The sequence below is a fragment of the Pseudomonas sp. REB1044 genome, assembly GCF_038813925.1.
Taxonomy (GTDB): Bacteria; Pseudomonadota; Gammaproteobacteria; order Pseudomonadales; family Pseudomonadaceae; genus Aquipseudomonas; species Aquipseudomonas boreofloridensis.
Window position 1 is genome coordinate 1,645,048 of sequence record NZ_CP046139.1, and the last position, 21,832, is coordinate 1,666,879.

A 21,832-nucleotide genomic window follows, 5' to 3' on the forward strand; every position below is an offset into this window, starting at 1 on the left:
AACCTCGTTACGTGGGGAGGGATGTGGAACCGCGCACGATCAACTGCGCTTTGAAATCCAGACGCCGAGGCTGGGCTTCACTGCCGCGCAGGCGTTCGAGCAGGCACTCGAACGCGGCAGCGCCGATGCGTTCGGTGGGCTGGGCCAAGGCAGTGATGCCGGGACCGACCAGCGAGCACCAGTCCAGTTCGTCGATGGCGATCAGGCCCAAGTCGTTGCCCAGTCCCCGCCCAATAGCGTGAAGGGCGCGGGTCACAGCCAGCGTAGCGACACCATTGAAGGTGAGCAGGGCCTGGGGAGCGTGATTGTCGTTGGCCAGACACTGCTCGAGTGTCTGCGGCAGATGGGCATCGAGACTCAGCACTCGCCCGCGCACGCTGGCACGTCGTTGCACGGAGGCGGTAAAGGCCTGCACGCGCTCATGACGCGAACTGGTGCCGTCCAGCGGCTCGCCAATGGCAACGATGTCGCGGTAGCCCTGGGTCTGGAGGTGGTCCAGGGCCTGCTCGACGGCATCGGTGTTGTCCAGCCCGACCAGGTCGACCTGCAGATCCGCCAGTTGGCGATCTACCAGCACCATGGGCAGGCGACGGTGCAGGTCGAGCAGTTCGCCGGGCTGATGACCGAGGGTATTCACGATCAGGCCTTCGACGTTGTACGACTGCAACGCTTGCAGGTGGTGACGTTCCTGCTCATCGTCACGGTTGGTGTTGCACAACACCAGGCTGTAGCCGTGCTGGCGGCAGGCCGTTTCCACGCCACGGATCACCGCGACGGAATAGGGGTTGAGAATGTCCGCGACCAGCATGCCGATCAGGCGCGTCTGCCCGCGCTTCAGGCCACGGGCCATCTGGTTGGGGCGGTAGCCCAAGTGCTGGATCACGGCTTCCAGGCGTTGGGCAGTGGCTTCGGCCAGCAACTGGCGGTCGCCGCCGATGTAGCGCGACACGGTGGCTTTGGACACACCGGCGGCTTTCGCCACTTCGCTGATGGTGACCCGGGGGCGGGTCAATGAAGATTGTGTGGTCATTGCGAGCCTTGTTGGCGTTGTAATGGGCGAATGAAACCGGTTTCAATACAGCAAATGTTCAGACATCCGTCAATCTACCGTTGGTCAGGCAGCCATGCCGGCGCGTGGTTACGCGCCGCTGCGACAGGTGATCGACCGGCAGAAGATGCATCAATCTGCCAGACTGTCTTTTGAAAAAGCGTTGTTTTCCGACAGAATCGGTCGCAGCCTTGGGTCGCGAGTGGATTGCCTCATGATGAGCTTCGTTCGAGCCGGACGCTGGTTGCGCTGGAGCCTGCCGCTCCTGGCCTTCACCGGCTTCTTCCTGCTCGGCTGGATTCTGTTGCAGCGTTTCGATGAGGACGCTCGACGTCTCGAACAAGTGCGCACCGGCGAGGTGGCGACCACCTTTGCGGTGGCGGTGGAAAAAGTGCTCGAGCGAGCGCTGACCGCCAATCGCACGCTGGCGGTGATGGTCTATCAGGGTCACGGCCAAGTGCCGGATTTCCCCGCCCTCGCGCATTTTCTGCTGCCGCTGTACAAGGGCGCCTACGCGTTCTCACTGGCCCGGAGGGCATCATCCGCCAGATCGAGCCACTGGATCGCAACCTGATCGTGCGCGATCACGATCTGCTGGAGTTCTATGACCGCAAGCAGGTACTGGCTGCGCTGGACCCTGCGGCGCCGCGCCTTCAGTTCACCGGCCCCTTCACCCTGATCCAGGGGCCGCTGGGCGCCATTGGCATGCTCCCGGTGTTTCTGCCGGATTCAAACGGAACACCACGCTTTTGGGGGTACACGGTGGTCACCCTGGTGCTGCCCGAAGCCCTGGAAGATGCCAACCTGCCAGCCATCGAGTCTCAAGGTTATGCCTATGCGTTGTCGGGCCTGGATGCCGAGACCGGCGAGCGTCGCGTGCTGCTGCGCTCGCCAGGCGATCTGGTCGACGGGCTGTGTCGCGATGTCAGGATCGGTACCACGGTATGGAATCTGTGTGTGGCGCCGCTGCACGCCACGGCCGCAGATGCTCGGCACTACTTCGAGTTCGGACTGATCCTGCTGGGCAGCGGCTCGGTCGCCTGGCTGATGCATGCCTTGCTGAGTCTGCGCCAGCGCCGCGCCGAACTGCTGCGCCAGGCACTGATCGATCCACTCACCGGGCTGGCTAACCGACGGCTGATGCTACGGCGCCTGGAGCAGGCTGAGCAGCGCAGCCGCCGGCAAGGCAAGCGCTTCGCCCTGGCGCTGCTGGACCTGGACGGCTTCAAGGGCGTCAATGACCGTTTCGGCCACGCTCAGGGTGATCGGGTGCTGATCACGGTTGCCCAACGTTTGCTGGGCAAGGTGCGCGGTTCCGACACGTTGGCGCGGCTGGGGGGCGATGAGTTCGTGCTGATCATGGAGGACCTGTCCGGGCGCCCTGAATGCCGCATGATCCTCGATCGGGTGATCGCTGCCGTGCGCGAGCCGATTGCCTTGGAAGGTGGCAGCGCTCAAGTGCGCGCCAGCGTCGGCGTGATCCTCTGCGAAGACGCCAGCGACACCGACAGCGACAGCCTGCTCAGGGCGGCGGATGCCGCGATGTACCACGCCAAGCACCTGGGCAAGGACCGCTATGTGTTCGCCGACGAGTTCGAAGCGCCCGTGCAGGACAGCGCCTGGGAGAGCTGTCCGCGTCCGCAAGCGCCCTAGAAGCTGACCGACGCCGACAGCCTGGCGGTACGCGGCGCGCCCTGGAATAGGTAGTCATCGCCCAGGTAATCGCCGACGTCGCGCCAGTAGCGTTTGTCGAACAGGTTATCGACGCTCAAGCGCACGACCGTGTCGTAGTCGCCGATACGGGTGCGATAACGGCTACCCACATCGAATACCGTGTAGCCGCCCACGGCCACGTTACCCGCCTGACTGGCGTACTTGCTGGCGCTGTAGCGAGCGCCGCCGAGCAGCGCCAGGCCGGGCAGCGGCAAGCTGTATTCGGCCTGCAACGCAGCGCGAAGGCGTGGCACGTTGATCGCCTGGTGACCCTCGTAGGCGTCGGTGCCTGTGTCGTTCACCCGCGCCCGGATGGCCGCCGCACTGGCATGCAGTTGCAGGTTGGCGGTGGCCCAACCGCTGGCCCCCAGCTCCAGGCCGGTGTTCTTTTGCTGCCCCTGCTGCACGTAGAGCGGCGCGGCGCCGTCTCCGGGCTTGGCGTACTGGTAGGCCTGACGGATCTGGAACAGCGCTGCGCTCAGGCTCACGCCCTGCCAGTCACGCTTGATACCCACCTCCAACTGGCGTGACAGGGTCGGCGCGAGGATCTCGGCGGCGTTGCTGGCGAACCAAGGCGCGGTGCCGCCGGCTGACAGGCCCTTGGACCAGCTGGCGTAGAGGGTGGTGTCGGCCTGCGGTTTGTAGATCAGCGCGACGTTGGGCAACAACTGATACTGCCGGGTGTGGCGGCCAGGCGTGCCGGTCTCGTCCCAGGTCTTCTCGTCCAGGCGTACTTCGCGCGCGCCGAGCACGGTCTGCCATTGTTCATCGAAGCGGATGCGGTCGCTGAAGAACAGGCCGTACTGGCGGCTGTCCAGGCGGCGTTCGCTGTGACCCACCGGCTTGTCCGACGGGGCGAGGGCGGGGGCGTCGGTGTCGATGTTGCCGGTGCCCAGCCACTCGTTGTAGTAAGGGCGCTGATCCACGGTGCGTCGCTGGGCGCTGCTGCCCAGGGTCAGCTCGTGGTCGAGGCCCAGGGCCTGGAAGTGTCCATCGAGGGTGGCCTGCAGGGCGTCCACACGCCGGGTGTCGTCGGGGCTGCGGTAGTCGTAGATACCGTAATCACCGTTGCGGGCGAACACGGCGCCAGCGTCCGAGCCCCAGGCGAAGGCGCTGTAGTCGTCGATCACCACCTGGCTGCGCGACGCGCTCAACGCACCGCTCCAGGTGTCGCTGAAGCGGTATTCGAAGCGACCGCCCAGGTTCAGCGAATCGTTCTGCACCGGCTTTGCCCACGACTGATAGGCCAGGCGATCACGCGGGTTGACGCCGTGCGGCACCTCGCTGCCCCCCAGCAACTGGTAACCCGGTACCGAGCGCTGTTCACGGTGCTGGTATTCAGCATCCAGTTGCAGCGTGGCATTGGCGTTGATCTGCCAGTCGAAGGCCAACGAGGCGAAGTCGCGCCTGCCGTCGGCGTGGTCGACGTAGCTGCGCAGGTCTTCATAGGCCAGGTTGGCGCGCAGACCGAACTGCTTCTGCTCACCGAACCAGCCGCCCAGGTCGGTGGCCAGGTAGCGCTCGCCTTGGTCGTTGGTCGAGACGGTGACGCTGCGCACGTCCTCGGCGCGCTTGGTGACGTAGTTGATCAGCCCGCCGGGTTCGGAGACGCCGCTCTGCAGCCCCGACAGACCCTTGAGCAGTTCGACCTGCTGCTTGTTCTCCAGCGCCACGTTCTGCTCGCCGGCGATGGTCTGGCCGTTGATTCGGTAGCTGTTGGCCGCGTCGAGGCTCAAGCCGCGCACGTTGAAGTTCTCGTAGTAGCCGATGGGCGCATAGCTCTCGCCGACCGAGGCATCGCTTTGCAGCACGTGGCTGAGCAGACGTACTTGGCGATCGTCGAGCAGTTGGCGGCTGAACACGCTGACCGAGGCGGGGGTGTCGAGCAGTGGGGCCGCTTGCCAGCCGCCAACCTGCGCTCGATCGGCCTGGTAGCCGGCGTCCGTCGCCCGTTCGCTGATCTGCACCGGTGCCAGGTTGACCGGTTCTGCGCCATGGCCAGGGCAGGCGTGCAGCGCAACCCCCAGGCCCAGCAGGCCGAAGGGCAGACGAGAACGAAGCGGGGTCATGCGAGGCTCCTTGGAAGCGGGCAGGGCGGGGAGGGCAAAAAGGGCGACATGGTAGCAGGGCGGCTCGATGTCGGGTGGCCGAGCCTGAACCGGTCGGAGCCCACGACGGACAGCGCGCTTTTGAATTCAAACGAATAGCGATAGCGCTGTTTTACCAATGCGCCACATGCGTTGTAATTCATGTCGCTTTTTCATAATAAAACTTCCCCGACGCGCATAATGAACGGCCAGTCATTATTTGAATAAGCCGTTCTGCGCTGCCGTAATAATTCGCGACTGTTTGCGCAAATAACCCAGAACTTCGACGTGGTTGGCAATTCGTATAACGCACGCCAAAAAAAGACTGGACAGTAAGTTTCTGGGTGTGTCAGTTTTTTTACGCCTCATAAGGGCGAGTGACAGGATGCTCTCGCCAATGCTTGAGCGTTCCTGTCGAACTTCAATCATTTCCGCAAACAAGGAAGTGTCTGCATGTCGAATGTCAATGCTAAGGCCCTGTACGCTGCCGCCTCGGCGCTGCAGCCCAACGGTCCCAGTTCCGCTTTCGGGCTGATCAACGGCTTCGCCCACCAGTACGATCGCGGTGGTGCGAAGATCAATGGCAAACCGTCGTTCACCGTCGACCAGGCAGCGACCCAGCTGCTGCGTGACGGCGCGTCCTGGAAGGACCTGAACAAGGACGGCACTATCAGCCTCACCTACACCTTCCTGAGCAAAGCGCCGTCTGACTTCGTCAGCCGCGGCCTGGGCACCTTCAGTCAGTTCAACACCCAGCAGAAGGCTCAGGCCAAGCTCGCCATGCAGTCCTGGGCGGACGTGGCCAAGGTCACCTTCACCGAGTCGGCCTCAGGTGGCGACGGTCACATGACCTTCGGCAACTACAGCGCCAACGACGGCGGCGCGGCCTTCGCCTACCTGCCGTTCGATGGCGCCGGGTCGCACAAGGGTGAGTCGTGGTACCTGGTCAACAACGGCTATCAGGTCAACATCAGCCCGGACACGGGCAACTACGGTCGCCAGACCTTGACCCACGAGATCGGCCACACCCTGGGCCTGTCCCATCCCGGCGACTACAACGCCGGCCAGGGCAACCCGAGCTACCGTGACGCTTCGTACGCCCAGGACACCCGCGGCTACAGCGTGATGAGCTACTGGAGCGAGAGCAACACCGCGCAGAACTTCGTCAAAGGCGGCGGCCAGTACTATGCCTCGGCGCCTTTGATCGACGACATCGCGGCGATCCAGAAGCTCTACGGCGCCAACTACGCCACCCGCTCGGGCGACACCGTGTACGGCTTCAACTCCACGGCCGATCGCGATTTCTACTCGGCCACCTCGGCTTCGTCCAAGCTGGTGTTCACTGTGTGGGACGGTGGCGGCAACGATACCCTGGACTTCTCCGGGTTCACCCAGAACCAGAAGATCAACCTCAACGAAGCCTCGTTCTCCGACGTGGGGGGGATGGTCGGCAACGTCTCGATCGCCAAGGGCGTGACCGTGGAAAACGCCATTGGCGGTTCGGGCAACGACCTGCTGATCGGCAACGCGGTGGCCAACGTGCTCAAGGGCGGTGCCGGCAACGACATCATCTACGGCGGCGGCGGGGCGGACGTGCTCTGGGGCGGTAGCGGCGCAGACACCTTCGTCTATGGCGCAGTCAGCGATTCCACGGCCAAGGCGCCGGACCGGATCATGGATTTCGCCAGCGGTCAGGACAAGATCGACCTGTCGGCCATCCCGGCCTTCGCCCAGAGCAAGTTGCCACTGGCCTTCGTCAACAGCTTCAGCGGCCATGCCGGCGAAGCGGTGCTCAGCTATGACCAGGCCACCAACCTGGGCAGCCTGGCCATCGACTTCACCGGCAACAGCCAGGTTGATTTCCTGGTGACTACCGTGGGTCAGGCGGTCGCCACGGACATCGTGGTCTGACCTGACGGGGCGGCCCGTGCAGGCTGCGGGTCGCCCTCGCCACGGAGGTGGACGAATGCGAGCAGTCAACCCCATGATCGCGCTAGGCGCGATCGCCCTGATATCGATGACCGAGGTAGGTATGGCGAGCAGCCTGCTACTCCCCAGCGCGGCGCAACTGGCCGGGCGCTGGCAGCTTTATCCGCAACCGCGTCCGGCCGAGTGCTGCGCCCTGCGCCTGGAGGCCGAGCAAGGCACCCTGGACGGCGACCTGGCCTGCGCCCAGGCCCTGCTGGGTCTGCGCCCCGGCAGTTGGTTGGTGACGCCCGACACGCTGGCCCTGGTGGGGGCCGATGGCAGCACCGTAGTGCATTTCAGCCGCCAACAGGTACATCGATATACCGGCACTGTGCCGGGCGGTGAGGTGTTGGTACTGGAGCGTCTGGATAATAACTAACCAGGCCAAGTTGCAACGGTAATAAGGGCGAAACATGAAACTTCCGAGCCATCAGCCCGGTGCACTTCTGTGGGCGGCACTTGCCGAATTCAAATCGACCTTGATCAGTGTTGGCTGTTTTACCGCCTTGATCAACGTTCTCATGCTGGTGCCGTCGATTTATATGTTGCAAGTGTACGACCGTGTACTGACTTCGCAGAATCCCACGACGTTATGGATGTTGACCCTGATGGTCGTGGGCTTCTTCTTTTATATGGGCGTGCTGGAGGCAGTGCGCAGTTTCATCGTAATTCGAGTGGGTTATCGGTTGGAACAGCGGTTCAACTTGACCCTCTATCGCGCCGCCTTCGAGCGTAACTTGCGCCAGGGTGACGGGGCGGCTGGGCAAGCCCTGACCGACATGACCCAGGTGCGCCAGTTCGTCACCGGTCCGGCGTTGTTCGCCTTCTTCGATGCGCCCTGGTTTCCGGTATACCTGGCCGTGATCTTCCTGTTCAACGTCTGGCTGGGCGTGCTCGCCAGTGCCGGCGCCTTGTTGCTGGTGCTGCTGGCGGTGCTCAACGAGCGCTTGACTCAACGCCCCTTGGCCGAGGCCAGCGGCTTGCAGCAGCAGTCCAGCAGCCTGGCCGCCAGCCAGTTGCTCAACGCCGAGAGCATCCAGGCCATGGGCATGCTCGGCGTCCTGCGCCAACGCTGGTTCGCCCTGCACAGCCGTTTTCTCACGCTGCAGAACCAGGCCAGCGACACCTCTGCGGTGATCACTGCGACCAGCAAGGCCCTACGCCTGTGTTTGCAGTCGTTGGTGCTGGGACTCGGTGCCTTGCTGGTGATCGAAGGGCAGATGACGCCCGGCATGATGATCGCCGGCTCGATCCTGATGGGACGGGTGCTGGCGCCGATCGACCAGCTCATCGCTGTGTGGAAGCAATGGAGCGGTGCGCAGTTGGCCTACCGGCGTCTGGATGCGCTGCTGCGCGAGCACCCCGAACCGCCGGCACCGATGCCACTGCCCACGCCGCTTGGGCAATTGACGGTGGAGCAGGTCAGCGCTGGACCGCCCGGTCGCCAGCAGGCCACGCTGCAGCAGGTCAGCTTTGCGCTGGCGCCGGGTGAGGTGTTGGGTGTGCTGGGCGCCTCGGGCTCGGGCAAGTCGACGTTGGCGCGTTTGCTGGTGGGGTCTGGCAGCCATTGGCCGGTCACGTTCGCCTGGACGGCGCCGAGCTGCGCCAGTGGGATCGGGAGGCGCTCGGCCCGCACATTGGTTATTTGCCCCAGAGTATCGAACTGCTGCGCGGCAGCATCGCCGAGAACATTGCCCGCTTCGGCGAGCTCGACGGCCTCAAGGTGGTGGAGGCCGCGCGCCTGGCGGGGGTCCACGAATTGATCCTGCGCCTGCCGCACGGCTACGACACCCGCTTGGGCGAAGGCGGCGCCGACCTCTCCGGTGGCCAGAAGCAGCGCATCGCGCTGGCGCGGGCGCTGTACGGCCATCCGTGCCTGGTGGTGCTCGACGAGCCTAATTCCAACCTGGACAGCCTCGGCGAGGCGGCATTGGCCAATGCCTTGGTCCAGCTCAAGGCGCTGGGGCGCAGCGTGGTACTGGTGACCCATCGCAGCGCGGCGCTGGGCCAGGCCGACAAGCTGCTGGTGATGAACGAGGGGCGGATGCAGGTGTTTGGCCCAGCACGTGAGGTGCTCCAGGCCTTGGGCCAGGGCGCGGTGCATCGTCCGCTGCAGGCCGGAGGTGGCGCATGAGCCGTTCGATGCGCGATTCAGGTTTCTATGTACGCCTGGGCTGGCTGCTGACCCTGCTCGGCTTTGGCGGGTTCATGCTCTGGGCCAGCCTGGCGCCGCTCGATCAGGGCGTGACGGTGCCTGGCACCGTGGTGGTGTCCGGCAAGCGCAAGGCGGTGCAGTCGATGGCGGCGGGCGTGGTCAGTCGCATCCTGGTCAGCGAAGGGCAGGCGGTGCGCCTAGGCGAGCCGCTGCTGCGTCTGGACCGGACCCAGGTGCAGGCCGATGTTGAGGCCTTGCAGGCCCAGTACCGCATGGCCCAGGCCAGCCTGGCGCGGTGGCGCGGCGAGCGTGACAATGCGCAGCAGGTGCAATTTCCGGCCGAACTGAACGAGGCGTCCGACCCGCAGTTGGGACTGGTGCTCGAAGGTCAGCGTCAACTGTTCGAGAGCCGTCGCCAGGCCCTGGCCCGCGAGCAAGGCGCATTGTCGGCGAGCGTCGAGGGCTCGCGGGCGCAGTTGGCCGGTATGCGCCGGGCGCGCGGCGACTTGCAGGCTCAGGCCGACTCCTTGCGCGAGCAGCTCGACAACCTGAGGCCATTGGCTGGCGAGGGCTATATCCCGCGCAATCGGGTGCTGGAGTACCAGCGCCAGTTGTCCCAGGTCCAGCGCGACCTGGCGCAGAATGCCGGCGACAGCGCCCGTCTCGAACAAGGCATCGTCGAAGCCCAGCTCAACCTGCAACAGCGCCGCGAGGAGTACCAGAAGGAGGTGCGCAGCCAGTTGGCCGATGCGCAGGTACGCGCTGCGACGCTGGAGCAGCAACTGAATTCGGCACGTTTCGAACTGCGCCACAGCGAGATCCTGGCGCCGGCCGACGGCATCGCCATCAACCTGGGCGTGCACACCGAAGGCGCGGTAGTGCGGGCGGGCGAGACCCTGCTGGAAATCGTGCCCCAGGGCACGGCCTTGGAAGTGGAGGGGCGTCTGCCGGTGAACCTGGTGGACAAGGTGGCGCCGCAGTTGCCGGTGGACATTCTGTTCACCGCCTTCAACCAGAACCGCACGCCGCGGGTCACTGGCGAAGTGGCGCTGATCTCGGCCGACCAGTTGCTGGACGAGCGCAGCGGCCAACCCTACTACGTGCTGCGCAGCACCGTGAGCGAAGAGGCGTTGACGCGTCTGCAGGGGCTGTCGATCCGCCCCGGCATGCCGGCGGAGCTGTTCGTGCGCACCGGCGAGCGCTCGCTGCTCAACTACCTGTTCAAGCCCCTGCTCGATCGAGCGGGCAGCGCCTTGAGCGAACCTTGAGGACGCTGTGATGAAGTCTTTTGCCACCGGCCTGCTGGCGGCCTGCACACTGTTGCCGGCCTTGGTCCAGGCCGCCATGGGGCCGTTCCAGGTCTACGAGCAGGCGCTGCGCCGAGACCCGACCTACCTGGCGGCCTTCAAGGCCCGCGAGGCGGGCCAGGAGTACCGTGCGATCGGTCGCGCGGGTCTGCTGCCGAACCTGTCCTACAGCTACAACAAAGGCCGCAACGATTCGAAGGCCAGCTACCTGGGTGACGCGCGGCGCACCAGCGAAGATCGGCGCTACGACAGCTACGGCTCGACCTTCATTCTGCAGCAGCCGCTGTTCGACTACGAAGCCTACGCCGCCTACCGTAAAGGCGTGGCCCAGGCCCTGTTCGCCGACGAGAGTTTCCGTGACCAGAGCCAGCAGTTGCTGGTGCGGGTCATGACCAGCTATACCCAGGCGCTGTATGCCCGTGATCAGATCGCCATCAGCGTGGCCAGCAAGCAGGCCTACCGCCAGCAGTTCCAGCAGAACCAGCGGTTGTACCAGGCAGGCGAGGGCACGCGCACCGACATCCTCGAGGCCCAGGCCCGTTTCGAGCTGGCCGATGCCGAGGAAATCCAGGCCCGCAACGACGAAGACGCCGCCCTGCGCGAACTCGGTGCGTTGATCGGCGAACCGGCGGTGCACATCGACGACCTGGCGCCGCTGCGCAGCGGCTTCGCCTTGCCGGTGATGGCGCCCACAGGCTTCGAGGCCTGGCAGTCGCTGGCGTTGGAGGGCAACCCCGTGCTCGGCTCGCAGCGCCATGCGCTGGACGTGGCCCGCTACGAAGTCGAGCGTAACCGGGCCGGGCACCTGCCCAAGGTCAATGCCTTCGCCACCTCGCGGCGCCAGGAGTCGGACAGCGGCAACACCTACAACCAGCGTTATGACACCAACACGGTGGGTATCGAAATCAGCCTGCCGCTGTTCGCTGGCGGTGCCGTGAGTGCGTCCACCCGCCAAGCCAGCCGACACCTGGAGCAGGCCGAGTACGAACTCGATGGCAATACCCGTAGCACCCTGATCGAACTGCGTCGGCAGTACAACGCCTGCGCCTCTGGCGCCAGCCGCTTGCGCGCCTACGAACGGGCCCTGCAGGCCGCCGAGGCGTTGGTGGCCTCGACGCGCAAGAGCGTGCAGGGCGGGGAGCGGGTCAACCTGGACGTGCTCAATGCCGAGCAGCAGTTGTCCACCACCCGACGCGATCTGGCCCGGGCGCGTTACGACTATCTGCTGGCGTGGATCAAGCTGCACTATCAGGCCGGCACGCTGAGCGAGGCGCAGTTGGCTCGGGTGGACGAGGCTTTCGTGGCCAGCGGCGGGTAGGGCGGCTCAGTCGACCTCGACCACGCACTGCACCTGCGCGGTGCCGGCGAGCATCAGGGTGACTTCGTCGTCGAGTCGCTTGCCGAGCAGTTGCAGGCCCAACGGCGAGCGCGGGGTGATCACGGTGACCTGTGCATCGCCTTCGCCGATCTTCAGGCCTGCACCCTCAGGTCCGAGGAACAGGCACTGGCGAGTGCCCTGCTCATCTTCGAGGGTGACCCTATTGCTCACCTGGATACCTCGCCCGGGGTCGTAGTCGCGCAGCAGCAGTTGCTGATAGCTCACCAGCGCCTGGCGAATCTCGGCCGTGCGCCGCGCTTGTCCGGTGGCGAGGTAGGAGGCTTCGAGGCCGAGCGTGTCGTACTTGTTCTCGGCGATGTTTTCTTCGGCCGTCGCGGTTTCGTAGGCCGTCTGGGCGGCGCGACGCAGCACCTCGCTGTCGTGCTCGAGGCGTTCGATGATGTGGGCGAGCAGGCAGGCCTTGTCCATGATCAGTTGCAGAACTCCATCACTTTGGCTTGGCTGTTGGCGGTGGGGGCGTTGCGGTTCTGCTGCAACCAGAACTGGCATTTGGGGTTGGCCAGATGGCGCGGATCGGCCTCGATGGCCTGGCGTGCCTGCTGCTCCTGCAGCACCTGCTGGTAACGCTCGAACATCGCCTGCTGAGCGTCTTGTTGCGCGGGCGCTGGTGGGGTTGGCCCTGGCGCAACGCGCGCCGGCGCCACGGCGCGTGCCAACGGCTCGACCTGCGCCGGCCAGAGATGCCAGACCAGCCCTATGCTCAAGCCAACGGCCACCGCCCCAAGCCATAGGCCCAAGGCGACGCTCAGGACCAACTGCACAGGGCTGAGCGAGATCTTCACTGCGCGACGACGATTCATCGTGGCTTCCTGGAAAAGAGAATGACCCCTCGATTGTCGCACGACCCCGCATCGGCACCCACACTCGACACCAGAAAACCCGGTGAGGACTGCGCCCACAAGCAACGCTTTCCCCCTCGGCCCTTTGCCGCCAGAATACCCGGCCCCCAATCCGCCGCTATCGAGAATGACCATGCAGCACGCGCCCTTGCCGCCCACCTGGGACATCTTCTGCACGGTCATCGACAACTACGGTGATATTGGCGTGACCTGGCGCCTGGCCCGGCAACTGGCCAATGAGCACTCACTGCACGTGCGCCTGTGGGTCGACGATCTCACCACCTTCACTCGCCTGTGCCCAAGCGCCGACCCGCAAGCCTCGCAGCAGTGGCAACAGGGTGTCGACGTGCGTCATTGGGCAAGCGACTGGCCCGCGTGCGCCACTGCCGAGGTGGTCATCGGCGCCTTCGGCTGCCGCCTCCCTGGCCCCTACCTCGACGCGCTGGCGGCACGTGCAACGCCCGCGTTATGGCTGAACCTGGAATACCTCAGCGCCGAAGACTGGGTCGAAGGCTGTCATGGCTTGCCTTCGCCACAGCCCAATGGTCTGCGCACCGTGTTTTTCTTCCCCGGCTTCACGGCCAAGACCGGTGGCCTGCTGCGAGAACGCGATCTCGTCCAGCGCTGCCTGGCCTGGCAGACCGACGACACCGCGCGACAGGCATTCCTGGCCCGGTTGAACGTGCATCCAGCGCCCTCGGCACGGCTGATCTCGCTGTTCGCCTACGAAAACCCACAGTTGGCCAACTGGCTGGACGCGCTGATTGAGGATGTCCAGCCCACGCACCTGCTGGTGCCAGAGGGACGTATTCTCGCCGACCTCAATGCCTGGTTCGGCGAAGCCTTGGCCGTGGGGGATGTACGCCGTCGCGGTGGCTTGACGCTTCAGGTACTGCCGTTCGTCAGCCAGCAAGACTACGACCAATTGCTCTGGTGCTGCGATTTCAACGCCGTGCGCGGTGAGGATTCCTTCGTGCGCGCCCAGTGGGCCGGCCAGCCGTGGCTGTGGCACATCTACATCCAGGATGAGAACGCCCACTGGGAAAAGCTCGAAGCCTTCTTGAAGATCTACCGCCAGGGCCTGTCGGACGAAGCGGCGCAGGCGCTGCTGGCGGTGTGGCGGGCGTGGAACATGGACCGCGACATGGCCCAGGCCTGGCGCGCGTTGCAGCCCCACTGGCCGACACTCCAGGCGCACGCCCGGCAGTGGCGCAGCGCACAGGCCGCTCGACCGGACCTTGCTACAGCGCTGGTACAGTTTTATCGAAATTGGCTATGATACGCGGCCTCGATTTTTATAAATCCATCCAGATTCGGATACTGCGTAATGAAAACTGGTAAAGAACTGAAACCCGGCACCGTCCTGCGGATCGACAACGACCCGTGGCTGGTCCAGAAAGCGGAATTCACCAAGTCGGGCCGTAACAGCGCGATCATGAAGACCAAGCTGAAGAACCTGCTGACCGGCTACAAGACCGAGACCGTCTACTTCGCCGACGACAAGCTGGACGACGTGATCCTGGATCGCAAAGAAGCGACCCTGTCGTTCATCAATGGTGACGAATACACCTTCATGGACACCACCGACTACACCATGTACGAGCTGAACGCCGAAGACATCGACGCCGTTCTGCCGTACATCGAAGAAGGCATGGCAGACATCTGCGAGGCTGTCTTCTTCGAAGGCCGTCTGGTGTCGGTCGAACTGCCGACCACCATCAGCCGTAAGGTCGTCTACACCGAGAACGCTGCCCGTGGCGATACCTCCGGCAAGGTCATGAAGCCTGCCAAGCTGGCCAACGGCACCGAGATCCAAGTCGCCGACTTCATCGAAATCGACGAGTGGATCGATATCGATACCCGCGACAACAGCTTCAAAGGCCGCACCAAGAAGTAAGACTTCTGGTGAGCCAATAAAAAACCCGGCGTTTGCCGGGTTTTTTGTGTCTGTCAGCAAGGCGGCTCATTCAGACCGTCACGTGCAGGCGCACATCCACGTTGCCACGGGTGGCGTTGGAATAAGGGCACACCTGATGGGCCTTCTCGACCAGCGCCTCGGCATCTGCCTGGGTCAGGCCGGGGAGGGCGATGTGCAGGTCGATGTCCAGCCCGAAACCACCGGGGATCTGACCGATACCGACCTTGGCGGTAATTGCCGTGTCGCCGGGCAATGCTTGCTTGGCCTGGCCGGCGACGAACTTAAGCGCGCCGATGAAGCAGGCCGAGTAACCCGCGGCGAACAATTGCTCGGGATTGCTGCCTTCCCCGCCTGCGCCGCCCAGCTCCTTGGGGGTGCTGAGCTTGACCTCGAGCTTGCCATCGCTGGAGCGGGATTGGCCGTCACGGCCGCCGGTGGAAGTCGCTTGTGCAATGTACAGCGCAGTAACCTTGTGCATCTTGAGCCTCGCTTGCGTGATAAGCGCCGGAGCGCGATGGGGTATGGGGATTAATTTAGTACGCAATTATTTTGCGCGCAATATGATTTTCACGCCATTCGTCGGGTTGCTCGCTCACAGGCTCTTTTGCAGGCTCTCGCGCAATTCCAGTAATTCAGCCTGCAATTTCTGCAGGCGCTGCACCGTGCGCCCGGAGGCTTCCAAGATGCACTGCGGCACCTTGCGCGCTTCCTCGCGCAGGTTCCGTCCCTTGTCGGTCAGTTCTACCAGCACCACACGCTCATCTTCACGGCTGCGGGTGCGGTTGAGCAGCCCTTCGCTCTCCAGGCGCTTGAGCAAAGGGGTCAACGAACCGGGATCGGTCAGCAGGCGATGGCTGATTTCACCTACGGTAAGCCCGTCCTGCTCCCACAAGACGAGCATGGCCAGGTACTGCGGGTAGGTCAGACCCAAGGCTTGCAGCAGAGGTTTGTAGACCTTGGTCATCAGCAACGAGGTGGAATGCAGGGCGAAACACACCTGATTGTTCAGCAGCAGCTCGTCGCATGGGGCGTTGATGTCGGCGTTCATGCAAGTCCTTGAATGAGTTCGGTTAAGAATCTAGCACGCTGATCGTTAGTGCGCTCACTAACTGCGCAGTCCACTGCGCAGTGCCAGGTCCCAAGGCGGTACCGGGCTGAAGCGACTCTTGAGGAATTCGAGCAGCAAGCGGCTGCGAGAGTTCGTTTCATGTTCGAGTCGCAACGCATAGATGCCGGTGGTTTCCGGTTCTGGCAGGCCGTTTTCGCAGAACAGCGGCAGCAATTCGCCACGCAGCAGGTACTCGCTGACCAGCCAAGTGGGCAGATGCGCGATGCCAAGGCCGGCCAGGGCGCCGAACAGCAGGGTCTCGGCATTGTTCGCGGTCATGCGCAGGCGGGCAGGGCGATACAGCCGCTGTTGGCCATTCACGGTGAAGCGCCAGGCGAAAGGCGGTGCCAGGCCGTCCCAGTCCAGGCCATCGTGCTGCGGCAGTTCACTGGGGCAGCCGGGTACGCCGCGGCTGGCCAAATAGGCAGGACTGGCGCAGGCGATGCGCACCATCTTGGCCAGAGGGGTCGCCACCAAACGGGTGTCGGCCAGCGTGCCGGCGCGCAGGACCAGGTCGACTTCGCCCAGGTGCCCACCGTGCATGTCGACGAAGCTGTCGATCAAGCGCAGTTGCACGTCCAGGCCGGGATAGGCCACCAGAAAGTCGGCAATGGCCGGCGCCAGGTGACGACGGCCAAAGGCGGCGGGTGCGTCCATGCGGATCAGCCCTTCGGGCGCGCTGCTCAACGACACCGCCTCGGCCCGCGCCAGGCGCAGTTCCTCGATGATGCGTCGGGCACGTTCGGCGAACGCGTTGCCCGCCGGGGTCGGGCGCACGGCGTGGGTGCTGCGCACGAACAGGCGGCTGCCCAAGGCGTTCTCCAGCGCGTCGATGCGCCTGGCAACGGCCGAGGGGGTCAGCGGATGGCGTCGCGCGGCGGCGGAGAAACTGCCGGTGTGCAACACGTCGAGGAACAGGCTCAGCTGTTCGGTGAGGATATCGGGGCTCATGACAGGTCCTTGCTTGTGCGTGATGCGCATAGCCATTGTGCGCTGCTGTGCGTTTCCCTGCCAGGCACGACTGCGTAGCATGCGGGCATCGAGAACGTGGCGCATGAGGGACTGATGATCGAGTGGTTGATGTATGTGCTGTTGGGGACGGTGCTGGGCACCGTTGGCGGGTTGTTCGGGATCGGTGGCGGCCTGATCGCCATTCCCGCCCTGGGTGTGCTGTTCGGCCTCGATCAACAATTGGCTCAAGGGACCGCGTTGGTCATGGTGGTGCCGAACGTGCTGCTGGCGCTGTGGCGCTATCATCAGCGTAACCGTATCGAGCTGCGACACGCCGTGCCCTTGGCGCTGTGCAGCTTTGTGTTCGCCTGGCTGGGCTCGATCTGGGCGGTGGGGCTCGATGCGCACGCGATGCGTCTGGGCTTCGTGGCGTTTCTGGTGGCCTTGGCCATGTGGAACGTGGCGCGCATGTTCATGAAGGTGGCACCACCGAGCAGCCAGTTACGCTATCCCTGGCCGTGGCTCGGAGTGCTGGGCTGTTTTGCCGGCAGCATGGGCGGGCTGTTCGGGGTCGGCGGGGCCGTGGTGGCCACGCCCGTGCTGACCAGTGTGTTCGGCGCCTCGCAGGTGGTGGCCCAGGGCTTGTCGCTGGCACTGGCGGCGCCCAGTACCCTGGTGACCTTAGTCACCTACGGTGTGCATGGCAGCGTCGACTGGCGCATGGGCGCTGGCTTGGCCATCGGCGGGCTGCTGAGCATCAGCTGGGGCGTGCGGCTGGCCCATGCGCTGCCTGAGAAGGTGCTGCGCACGCTGTTCTGCGTGTTCTTGATCCTGTGCGCGGTGATGCTGGGGCTGGAGCTCTAGAGGCTGTAGTAATAACCCCGGCTGCGCAGGGCAACGATGCGCGGCCGGCCATCGGCGTGGGGGCCGATTTTCTTGCGCAGGTTGCTGACGTGCATGTCCAGGCTGCGGTCGTACAGCGTGAGTTTGCGGCCCAGGGCGAGCTGCGCCAGGGCCTGCTTATCCAGCGGCTCGCCGGGCTGGCGCAGCAGGGCTTCGAGGATACGGCTCTCCGACAGGGTCAGGCTCATCTCGCGCTGATCGATGCTGACCACGCCGCGCACCGGGCTGAAGATCAGGTCACCGATCTCGACCTGGGTACTGGGCGCAGCCGGATGGCTGCGGCGCAGTACCGCACGCAGGCGGGCGGTGAGCTCGCGTGGATCACACGGCTTGGCCAGGTAATCGTCGGCGCCCAGCTCCAGGCCGAGAATGCGATCCAGCGGTTCGCCACGGGCCGAGAGCATCAACACGGGCAGTTCGGCGTGCTCGCTGCGCAGTTGCTTGAGCAACTCCAAGCCACTGCCGTCGGGCAGCATCACATCCAGCACCACGGCCGCCGGCGCCTGGGCGGCCAAGGCCTGGCGCGCACTTTCGCCATCGTGGCAGGCGCGGACCGCAAAACCTTCCTGAGTCAGCCAACTGCCGAGCAGCTCGCACAACTCCTGGTCATCATCAATCAGTAACAGCTCGCTCATGACTCACTCAATTCAACCATTGCCGACGTCTTCTGTGTCCGCCGCTGGCTAAGATACCGCACACAGCCGATAACAGTGCAACGCCCGAGCCGATCACGAACCACTGTTGCTGTTCGGTGAGCAGGTGCAGCGGGCCGCTGGCCTGCTGTTTCTGCACGGCTGCCTGCAAACGCTGGTTCTCCTCACGCAGGCGTTCGAACTGGGTGCTGTCGATTCCCTGCAGTTGTCGGCTCAGCACCGCGCGCTGCTGCTCGCTGGCTTGCAGGCGCTGCTGCAGTTCGCTGACACGTGCATCGGTATCCGTCGAGTGCGGTTGCTCGGCGAGCGCGAGGGGGGAGGACGACAGCAGGCAGCACAGCAGCAGGAACAACGGACCTTGGCGCATCGGAACTCCTGATTCTCTGATTCGATTCAGGAGGTTGTCGGCAAGTGGCCGCGATAGATGAATGTTCAGAAAAGGCCTGTGCGCCGCAGAGCGTGCGTACAGGCCTGGGGCCGGTCAGGGCAGGACTTGCTTGAACGGCTTGACCACCACCTGCGCGTAGACGCCGGCCGCCACGTAAGGGTCGGCATTCGCCCAGGCCTGGGCTGCGGTCAGCGAGTCGAACTCGGCAACGATCAGGCTGCCGCTGAAGCCTGCCGCCCGGGATCGTTGCTGTCGACGGCCGGGTGCGGGCCGGCCAGCACCACGCGGCCTTCGGCCTTGAGCTGCTGCAGCCGCTCGATGTGCGCGGGGCGTGCGGCCAGGCGCCGTTCCAGGGAATTTTCGACGTCGCTGGCGATGATGGCGTAGAGCATGTCAGTCCTTGGGTTTGGAAGGGGAGGTGTCGGCGTCGTGCAAATGGCGCGACAGGTAAACGCCCTGGGCGATGAGGAAGACCACCGTCATGCCGAGGCTGCCGAAGACTTTGAAGTCGACCCAGAAGTCCTGGAAGGTGAAGGCGACGAACAGGTTGGCTGCACCACAGACCAGGAAGAATGCGATCCAGGCCAGGTTCAGGCGGGTCCAGATGGCGTCCGGCAGGGTCACGGCGTGGCCCATGATGCGCTTGATCAGGACCCGATCGCCGATGAAATGGCTGCCGGCGAAGGCCAGGGCGAACAGCCAGTTGACCACCGGTGCCTTCCATTTGAGGAAGGTTTCGCTGTGGAAGGCCAGGGTCAGGCCGCCGAACACCAAGCAGGCGACCAGGGTCAGCAATTGGCTCTTTTCCAGCCGGCGTTGGCGCAGGAAGACGGCGCCATACACCACCACAGAGCTGACAATAAGCATCGCCGTGGCGCTGTAGATACCGCCGAACTCGAAGGTGTGGCCGGCGAATTCCAGCGGTCGCGGGTCCATCTTGTAGACGATGAAGAACAGCAGCAGCGGGATGAAATCGATGAATTGTTTCACAGTGGCAGCCAGAAGCGGGATGTGACGGCATAATAACAAACATCGATTCCGGCGAAAGCGCTCCTCCATGAATGTTGATCTGCACTGTCACAGCACGGCCTCCGACGGCGCCTTGTCGCCCACGGCACTGGTCGCGCGCGCCCATGAACACGGGGTGCGCACGCTGGCGTTGACCGATCACGATACCCTCGAAGGCTTGTCGGAGGCGCGTGCCGCCTGCCTGGAGCGGGGCCTGCAGTGGGTCAGCGGTGTTGAACTGTCGTGCACCTGGGGCGGGGCCACCATTCATGTGCTGGGTTACGATTTTGCGCTCGATGCGCCGCCTCTGCTCGAGGCCATCGAACAACTGCATCGCGGTCGCTGGATGCGCGCCGAGGACATCGCCCGACGCCTGGCGGCCAAGGGTATGCCAGATGCCCTCGACGGGGCCCGGGCGGTGCAACAGGCGTTGGGCGACAGCCAGAATGCGCCGGCGCGCCCGCATTTTGCCGAATTCCTGGTCCGTGCCGGCTACGTCAAGGACCGTGGCGAGGCTTTTCGCAAGTGGCTGGGCGCCGGCAAACTGGGCGACGTCAAGTTGCACTGGCCGACGCTCGAGGAAACTGTCGCGACCCTTCGTCAGTCAAACGCTTGGGTCAGCCTGGCCCACCCCATGCACTACGAGCTCACCCGCAGCAAGCGCAGGCGCCTGATCGCCGACTATATTCAAGCGGGAGGGCAGGCACTGGAAGTGGTCAATGGGATGATGCCGCCCGAACAGGTGGGCACGATGTCCATTCTGACCCGTGAGTTCGGCCTGCTGGCAAGCGCCGGCAGTGATTTCCACGGCCCCGGCACCTGGGGCGAGATCGGTGCCTACCGGCCCCTGCCCGAGGACCTGCCACCTCTGTGGCGCCGATTCCACCATGAACAGCCTATGGCGGTATGAACAGGACGACGAAGTGAGCCAATTCTTCCAGATTCACCCGGAGAATCCGCAGTCGCGGCTGATTCGTCAGGCCGTGGAGATCATTCGCAAAGGCGGAGTGGTGGTCTATCCGACCGACTCGGCTTATGCCCTGGGTTGTCAAATTGGCGACAAGGCGGCGATCGAGCGCGTGCGGCGTCTGCGAGGCTTGGACAAGACCCACAACTTCACGCTGATGTGCTGCGACATGTCGCAGTTGGGGCTGTATGCCAAGGTCGACACCGGCACCTTCCGCCTGCTCAAGGCCCATGTGCCCGGCCCTACACGTTCATTCTCAACGGCACCCGCGAGGTGCCGCGTTTGCTGCTGCATGAAAAACGCCGCACCATCGGTCTGCGTGTGCCGAACCATGCGATTACCCTGGCGCTGTTGGCCGAGCTTGGCGAGCCCCTGATGAGCGTCAGCCTGATCCTGCCGGGCGACGACGAACCGATGACCGATCCCTACGAAATCCGTGAGCGCCTGGAGCACCACGTCGACCTGGTGATCGACGGTGGATTTGGCGATCTCAAGGCATCCACCATCATCGATCTGTCCGGCGACGCGCCGCAGCTGATCCGCGAAGGGTGTGGCGACCCGTCGCCTTTCCTGGTCGACGCGTGAGCCAGGCCGACGCCCCCGAGGCCCTGACGCACGAACCTGAAACGCCGCAGCAATTGCAGTTGGCGCTGGTCTATGGCGAAGCCCTGACCGAGCTGCCCATCGACCTGTATATTCCGCCGGACGCGCTGGAGGTGTTTCTCGAAGCCTTCGAAGGCCCGCTGGACCTGCTGCTGTACCTGATCCGCAAGCAGAACATCGACATCCTCGACATCCCGGTGGCCGAGATCACCCGGCAGTACATGGGCTACGTCGAGTTGATGAAGTCCGTACGCCTGGAACTGGCGGCGGAGTACCTGGTGATGGCCGCCATGCTCGCCGAGATCAAGTCGCGCATGCTGCTGCCGCGCTCCAGCGAAGTCGAGGAAGAAGAGGGCGATCCGCGCGCCGAGCTGATCCGTCGCCTGCAGGAGTACGAGCGCTTCAAGGCTGCCGCCGAGGACATCGACGGCCTGCCGCGCATTGGCCGCGAGGTGCTGGTGCCGCAATTGGAGGCGCCCCAGGCCAAGGTGCGCAAGCTGCTGCCGGAGGTGGCGCTGGAGGAGATCCTGCTGTCCATGGCCGAGGTCATGCGCCGCAACGACCTGTTCGAAAGCCACCAGATCACCCGCGAGACGCTCTCTACCCGCGAGCGCATGAGTCAGGTGCTGGAACGCTTGAAGGGCGGCGGCTTCGTACCCTTCGTCGAGCTGTTCGAGGCCGAGGAAGGCAAGCTTGGGGTGGTGGTCACCTTCATGGCGATTCTCGAGTTGGTGAAGGAATCGCTGATCGAACTGGTGCAGAATGAGCCGTTCACCCCGATCCATGTCCGAGTCCGCGCCGAGTAACGGTCAAACTA

The 21,832-nt window shown here is 64.3% G+C and carries 21 protein-coding genes and 3 pseudogenes; 13 read left to right on the forward strand and 11 right to left on the reverse strand.

The features are described from left to right. Window positions 1-7 precede the first annotated feature (7 nt). Entirely contained in the window at window positions 8-1,030 is a 1,023-nt protein-coding gene (locus GKC70_RS07815) for a LacI family DNA-binding transcriptional regulator (protein WP_342650987.1), read from the reverse strand. Between the two features lie 94 nt (window positions 1,031-1,124). Here GKC70_RS07815 and GKC70_RS07820 point away from each other — a divergent pair, with 94 nt between their 5' ends. Together GKC70_RS07820 and GKC70_RS07825 are read left to right on the forward strand one after the other, a co-directional pair. After that, on the forward strand, window positions 1,125-1,622 hold the full coding sequence (locus GKC70_RS07820) for a hypothetical protein (protein ID WP_342650988.1): 498 nt from the start codon (window positions 1,125-1,127) through the stop codon (window positions 1,620-1,622). A 2-nt stretch (window positions 1,623-1,624) separates the two neighbouring features. Continuing rightward, window positions 1,625-2,701, forward strand: coding sequence for a sensor domain-containing diguanylate cyclase (locus tag GKC70_RS07825; protein WP_342650989.1), 1,077 nt, complete (start codon window positions 1,625-1,627; stop codon window positions 2,699-2,701). On the opposite strand, the gene GKC70_RS07830 is transcribed toward GKC70_RS07825, so the two are convergent. Continuing rightward, window positions 2,698-4,830 carry a TonB-dependent siderophore receptor gene (locus GKC70_RS07830; RefSeq protein ID WP_342650990.1) on the reverse strand — a complete coding sequence of 711 codons (2,133 nt, stop codon included), beginning with the start codon at window positions 4,828-4,830 and terminating at the stop codon, window positions 2,698-2,700. The genes GKC70_RS07825 and GKC70_RS07830 overlap by 4 nt on opposite strands. A gap of 471 nt (window positions 4,831-5,301) precedes the next feature. Here GKC70_RS07830 and GKC70_RS07835 point away from each other — a divergent pair, with 471 nt between their 5' ends. The 5 genes and pseudogenes from GKC70_RS07835 (at window position 5,302) to GKC70_RS07855 (ending at window position 11,596) form a co-directional block, all read left to right on the forward strand. Continuing rightward, entirely contained in the window at window positions 5,302-6,759 is a 1,458-nt protein-coding gene (locus tag GKC70_RS07835; RefSeq protein ID WP_039579134.1) for a serralysin family metalloprotease, read from the forward strand. 55 nt (window positions 6,760-6,814) lie between these two features. Continuing rightward, entirely contained in the window at window positions 6,815-7,195 is a 381-nt protein-coding gene (locus GKC70_RS07840; RefSeq protein ID WP_342650991.1) for an AprI/Inh family metalloprotease inhibitor, read from the forward strand. A 34-nt stretch (window positions 7,196-7,229) separates the two neighbouring features. Then, a pseudogene (locus tag GKC70_RS07845) lies at window positions 7,230-8,950 on the forward strand (type I secretion system permease/ATPase). Beyond that, window positions 8,947-10,239: an HlyD family type I secretion periplasmic adaptor subunit gene (locus GKC70_RS07850; RefSeq protein WP_342650992.1), complete on the forward strand. Its 1,293-nt coding sequence runs from the start codon at window positions 8,947-8,949 to the stop codon at window positions 10,237-10,239. The pseudogene GKC70_RS07845 and the gene GKC70_RS07850 overlap by 4 nt, the downstream one beginning before the upstream one ends. Window positions 10,240-10,249: 10 nt before the next feature. Beyond that, entirely contained in the window at window positions 10,250-11,596 is a 1,347-nt protein-coding gene (locus GKC70_RS07855) for a TolC family outer membrane protein (RefSeq protein WP_317872295.1), read from the forward strand. Window positions 11,597-11,602: 6 nt separating this feature from the next. Here the strand turns inward: GKC70_RS07855 and GKC70_RS07860 are convergent, their stop codons facing one another. Both GKC70_RS07860 and GKC70_RS07865 read right to left on the reverse strand, forming a co-directional pair. Then, window positions 11,603-12,085 carry a transcription elongation factor GreAB gene (locus tag GKC70_RS07860; protein WP_295482540.1) on the reverse strand — a complete coding sequence of 161 codons (483 nt, stop codon included), beginning with the start codon at window positions 12,083-12,085 and terminating at the stop codon, window positions 11,603-11,605. A 2-nt stretch (window positions 12,086-12,087) separates the two neighbouring features. Next, on the reverse strand, window positions 12,088-12,477 hold the full coding sequence (locus tag GKC70_RS07865; RefSeq protein WP_342650993.1) for a hypothetical protein: 390 nt from the start codon (window positions 12,475-12,477) through the stop codon (window positions 12,088-12,090). 187 nt (window positions 12,478-12,664) lie between these two features. Here GKC70_RS07865 and earP point away from each other — a divergent pair, with 187 nt between their 5' ends. Continuing rightward, complete coding sequence (gene earP / locus GKC70_RS07870) at window positions 12,665-13,795, forward strand: elongation factor P maturation arginine rhamnosyltransferase EarP (protein ID WP_342651482.1); 1,131 nt, start codon at window positions 12,665-12,667, stop codon at window positions 13,793-13,795. A gap of 48 nt (window positions 13,796-13,843) precedes the next feature. Beyond that, window positions 13,844-14,413 (forward strand): elongation factor P, encoded by a 570-nt coding sequence (gene efp, locus GKC70_RS07875; protein ID WP_342650994.1) that lies wholly within the window; start codon window positions 13,844-13,846, stop codon window positions 14,411-14,413. A gap of 70 nt (window positions 14,414-14,483) precedes the next feature. Here efp and GKC70_RS07880 read toward each other — a convergent pair whose 3' ends face one another. The 3 genes from GKC70_RS07880 to GKC70_RS07890 all read right to left on the reverse strand — a co-directional run bounded on the left by GKC70_RS07880 (window position 14,484) and on the right by GKC70_RS07890 (window position 16,493). Then, the gene (locus GKC70_RS07880) at window positions 14,484-14,912 is read right to left on the reverse strand and encodes an organic hydroperoxide resistance protein (RefSeq protein WP_342650995.1); all 429 of its coding nucleotides are present in this window, start codon (window positions 14,910-14,912) and stop codon (window positions 14,484-14,486) included. 114 nt (window positions 14,913-15,026) lie between these two features. After that, the gene (locus GKC70_RS07885) at window positions 15,027-15,482 is read right to left on the reverse strand and encodes a MarR family transcriptional regulator (protein ID WP_342650996.1); all 456 of its coding nucleotides are present in this window, start codon (window positions 15,480-15,482) and stop codon (window positions 15,027-15,029) included. Window positions 15,483-15,539: 57 nt separating this feature from the next. Next, a complete protein-coding gene (locus GKC70_RS07890) occupies window positions 15,540-16,493 on the reverse strand; it encodes a LysR family transcriptional regulator (protein WP_342650997.1) in 954 nt (317 codons plus the stop codon). 114 nt (window positions 16,494-16,607) lie between these two features. On the opposite strand from GKC70_RS07890, the gene GKC70_RS07895 reads away from it, so the two are divergent. Then, window positions 16,608-17,357 carry a sulfite exporter TauE/SafE family protein gene (locus GKC70_RS07895; protein WP_342650998.1) on the forward strand — a complete coding sequence of 250 codons (750 nt, stop codon included), beginning with the start codon at window positions 16,608-16,610 and terminating at the stop codon, window positions 17,355-17,357. On the opposite strand, the gene GKC70_RS07900 is transcribed toward GKC70_RS07895, so the two are convergent. The 4 genes and pseudogenes from GKC70_RS07900 to GKC70_RS07915 form a co-directional block, all read right to left on the reverse strand. Next, complete coding sequence (locus tag GKC70_RS07900) at window positions 17,354-18,031, reverse strand: response regulator transcription factor (protein WP_039579112.1); 678 nt, start codon at window positions 18,029-18,031, stop codon at window positions 17,354-17,356. The two genes, GKC70_RS07895 and GKC70_RS07900, sit on opposite strands and share 4 nt — an antisense overlap. 7 nt (window positions 18,032-18,038) lie before the next feature. Beyond that, window positions 18,039-18,416 carry a translation initiation factor 2 gene (locus GKC70_RS07905; protein WP_342650999.1) on the reverse strand — a complete coding sequence of 126 codons (378 nt, stop codon included), beginning with the start codon at window positions 18,414-18,416 and terminating at the stop codon, window positions 18,039-18,041. A 114-nt stretch (window positions 18,417-18,530) separates the two neighbouring features. After that, window positions 18,531-18,829, reverse strand: a pseudogene (locus tag GKC70_RS07910) (YciI family protein). 1 nt (window position 18,830) lies between these two features. Continuing rightward, window positions 18,831-19,427, reverse strand: a complete 597-nt coding sequence (locus GKC70_RS07915) for a septation protein A (protein ID WP_295482515.1) — start codon at window positions 19,425-19,427, stop codon at window positions 18,831-18,833. 67 nt (window positions 19,428-19,494) lie between these two features. Here GKC70_RS07915 and GKC70_RS07920 point away from each other — a divergent pair, with 67 nt between their 5' ends. The 3 genes and pseudogenes from GKC70_RS07920 (at window position 19,495) to GKC70_RS07930 (ending at window position 21,821) form a co-directional block, all read left to right on the forward strand. Beyond that, window positions 19,495-20,355, forward strand: coding sequence for a PHP domain-containing protein (locus GKC70_RS07920; RefSeq protein WP_295482511.1), 861 nt, complete (start codon window positions 19,495-19,497; stop codon window positions 20,353-20,355). Window positions 20,356-20,368: 13 nt separating this feature from the next. After that, window positions 20,369-20,997 (forward strand): annotated as a pseudogene (locus GKC70_RS07925) (L-threonylcarbamoyladenylate synthase). 125 nt (window positions 20,998-21,122) lie between these two features. Beyond that, entirely contained in the window at window positions 21,123-21,821 is a 699-nt protein-coding gene (locus tag GKC70_RS07930; RefSeq protein WP_162889593.1) for a ScpA family protein, read from the forward strand. The last annotated feature ends 11 nt before the right edge of the window (window positions 21,822-21,832 follow it).

Bases quoted from the DNA above. Each gene is read 5' to 3' on its own strand.
- GKC70_RS07815 (WP_342650987.1), bottom strand. From the start codon at position 1,030: ATGACCACACAATCTTCATTGACCCGCCCCCGGGTCACCATCAGCGAA.
- GKC70_RS07820 (WP_342650988.1), top strand. From the start codon at position 1,125: ATGCCGGCGCGTGGTTACGCGCCGCTGCGACAGGTGATCGACCGGCAG.
- GKC70_RS07830 (WP_342650990.1), bottom strand. From the start codon at position 4,830: ATGACCCCGCTTCGTTCTCGTCTGCCCTTCGGCCTGCTGGGCCTGGGG.
- GKC70_RS07835 (WP_039579134.1), top strand. From the start codon at position 5,302: ATGTCGAATGTCAATGCTAAGGCCCTGTACGCTGCCGCCTCGGCGCTG.
- GKC70_RS07840 (WP_342650991.1), top strand. From the start codon at position 6,815: ATGCGAGCAGTCAACCCCATGATCGCGCTAGGCGCGATCGCCCTGATA.
- GKC70_RS07850 (WP_342650992.1), top strand. From the start codon at position 8,947: ATGAGCCGTTCGATGCGCGATTCAGGTTTCTATGTACGCCTGGGCTGG.
- GKC70_RS07855 (WP_317872295.1), top strand. From the start codon at position 10,250: ATGAAGTCTTTTGCCACCGGCCTGCTGGCGGCCTGCACACTGTTGCCG.
- GKC70_RS07860 (WP_295482540.1), bottom strand. From the start codon at position 12,085: ATGGACAAGGCCTGCCTGCTCGCCCACATCATCGAACGCCTCGAGCAC.
- GKC70_RS07865 (WP_342650993.1), bottom strand. From the start codon at position 12,477: ATGAATCGTCGTCGCGCAGTGAAGATCTCGCTCAGCCCTGTGCAGTTG.
- efp (WP_342650994.1), top strand. From the start codon at position 13,844: ATGAAAACTGGTAAAGAACTGAAACCCGGCACCGTCCTGCGGATCGAC.
- GKC70_RS07880 (WP_342650995.1), bottom strand. From the start codon at position 14,912: ATGCACAAGGTTACTGCGCTGTACATTGCACAAGCGACTTCCACCGGC.
- GKC70_RS07885 (WP_342650996.1), bottom strand. From the start codon at position 15,482: ATGAACGCCGACATCAACGCCCCATGCGACGAGCTGCTGCTGAACAAT.
- GKC70_RS07890 (WP_342650997.1), bottom strand. From the start codon at position 16,493: ATGAGCCCCGATATCCTCACCGAACAGCTGAGCCTGTTCCTCGACGTG.
- GKC70_RS07895 (WP_342650998.1), top strand. From the start codon at position 16,608: ATGATCGAGTGGTTGATGTATGTGCTGTTGGGGACGGTGCTGGGCACC.
- GKC70_RS07900 (WP_039579112.1), bottom strand. From the start codon at position 18,031: ATGAGCGAGCTGTTACTGATTGATGATGACCAGGAGTTGTGCGAGCTG.
- GKC70_RS07905 (WP_342650999.1), bottom strand. From the start codon at position 18,416: ATGCGCCAAGGTCCGTTGTTCCTGCTGCTGTGCTGCCTGCTGTCGTCC.
- GKC70_RS07920 (WP_295482511.1), top strand. From the start codon at position 19,495: ATGAATGTTGATCTGCACTGTCACAGCACGGCCTCCGACGGCGCCTTG.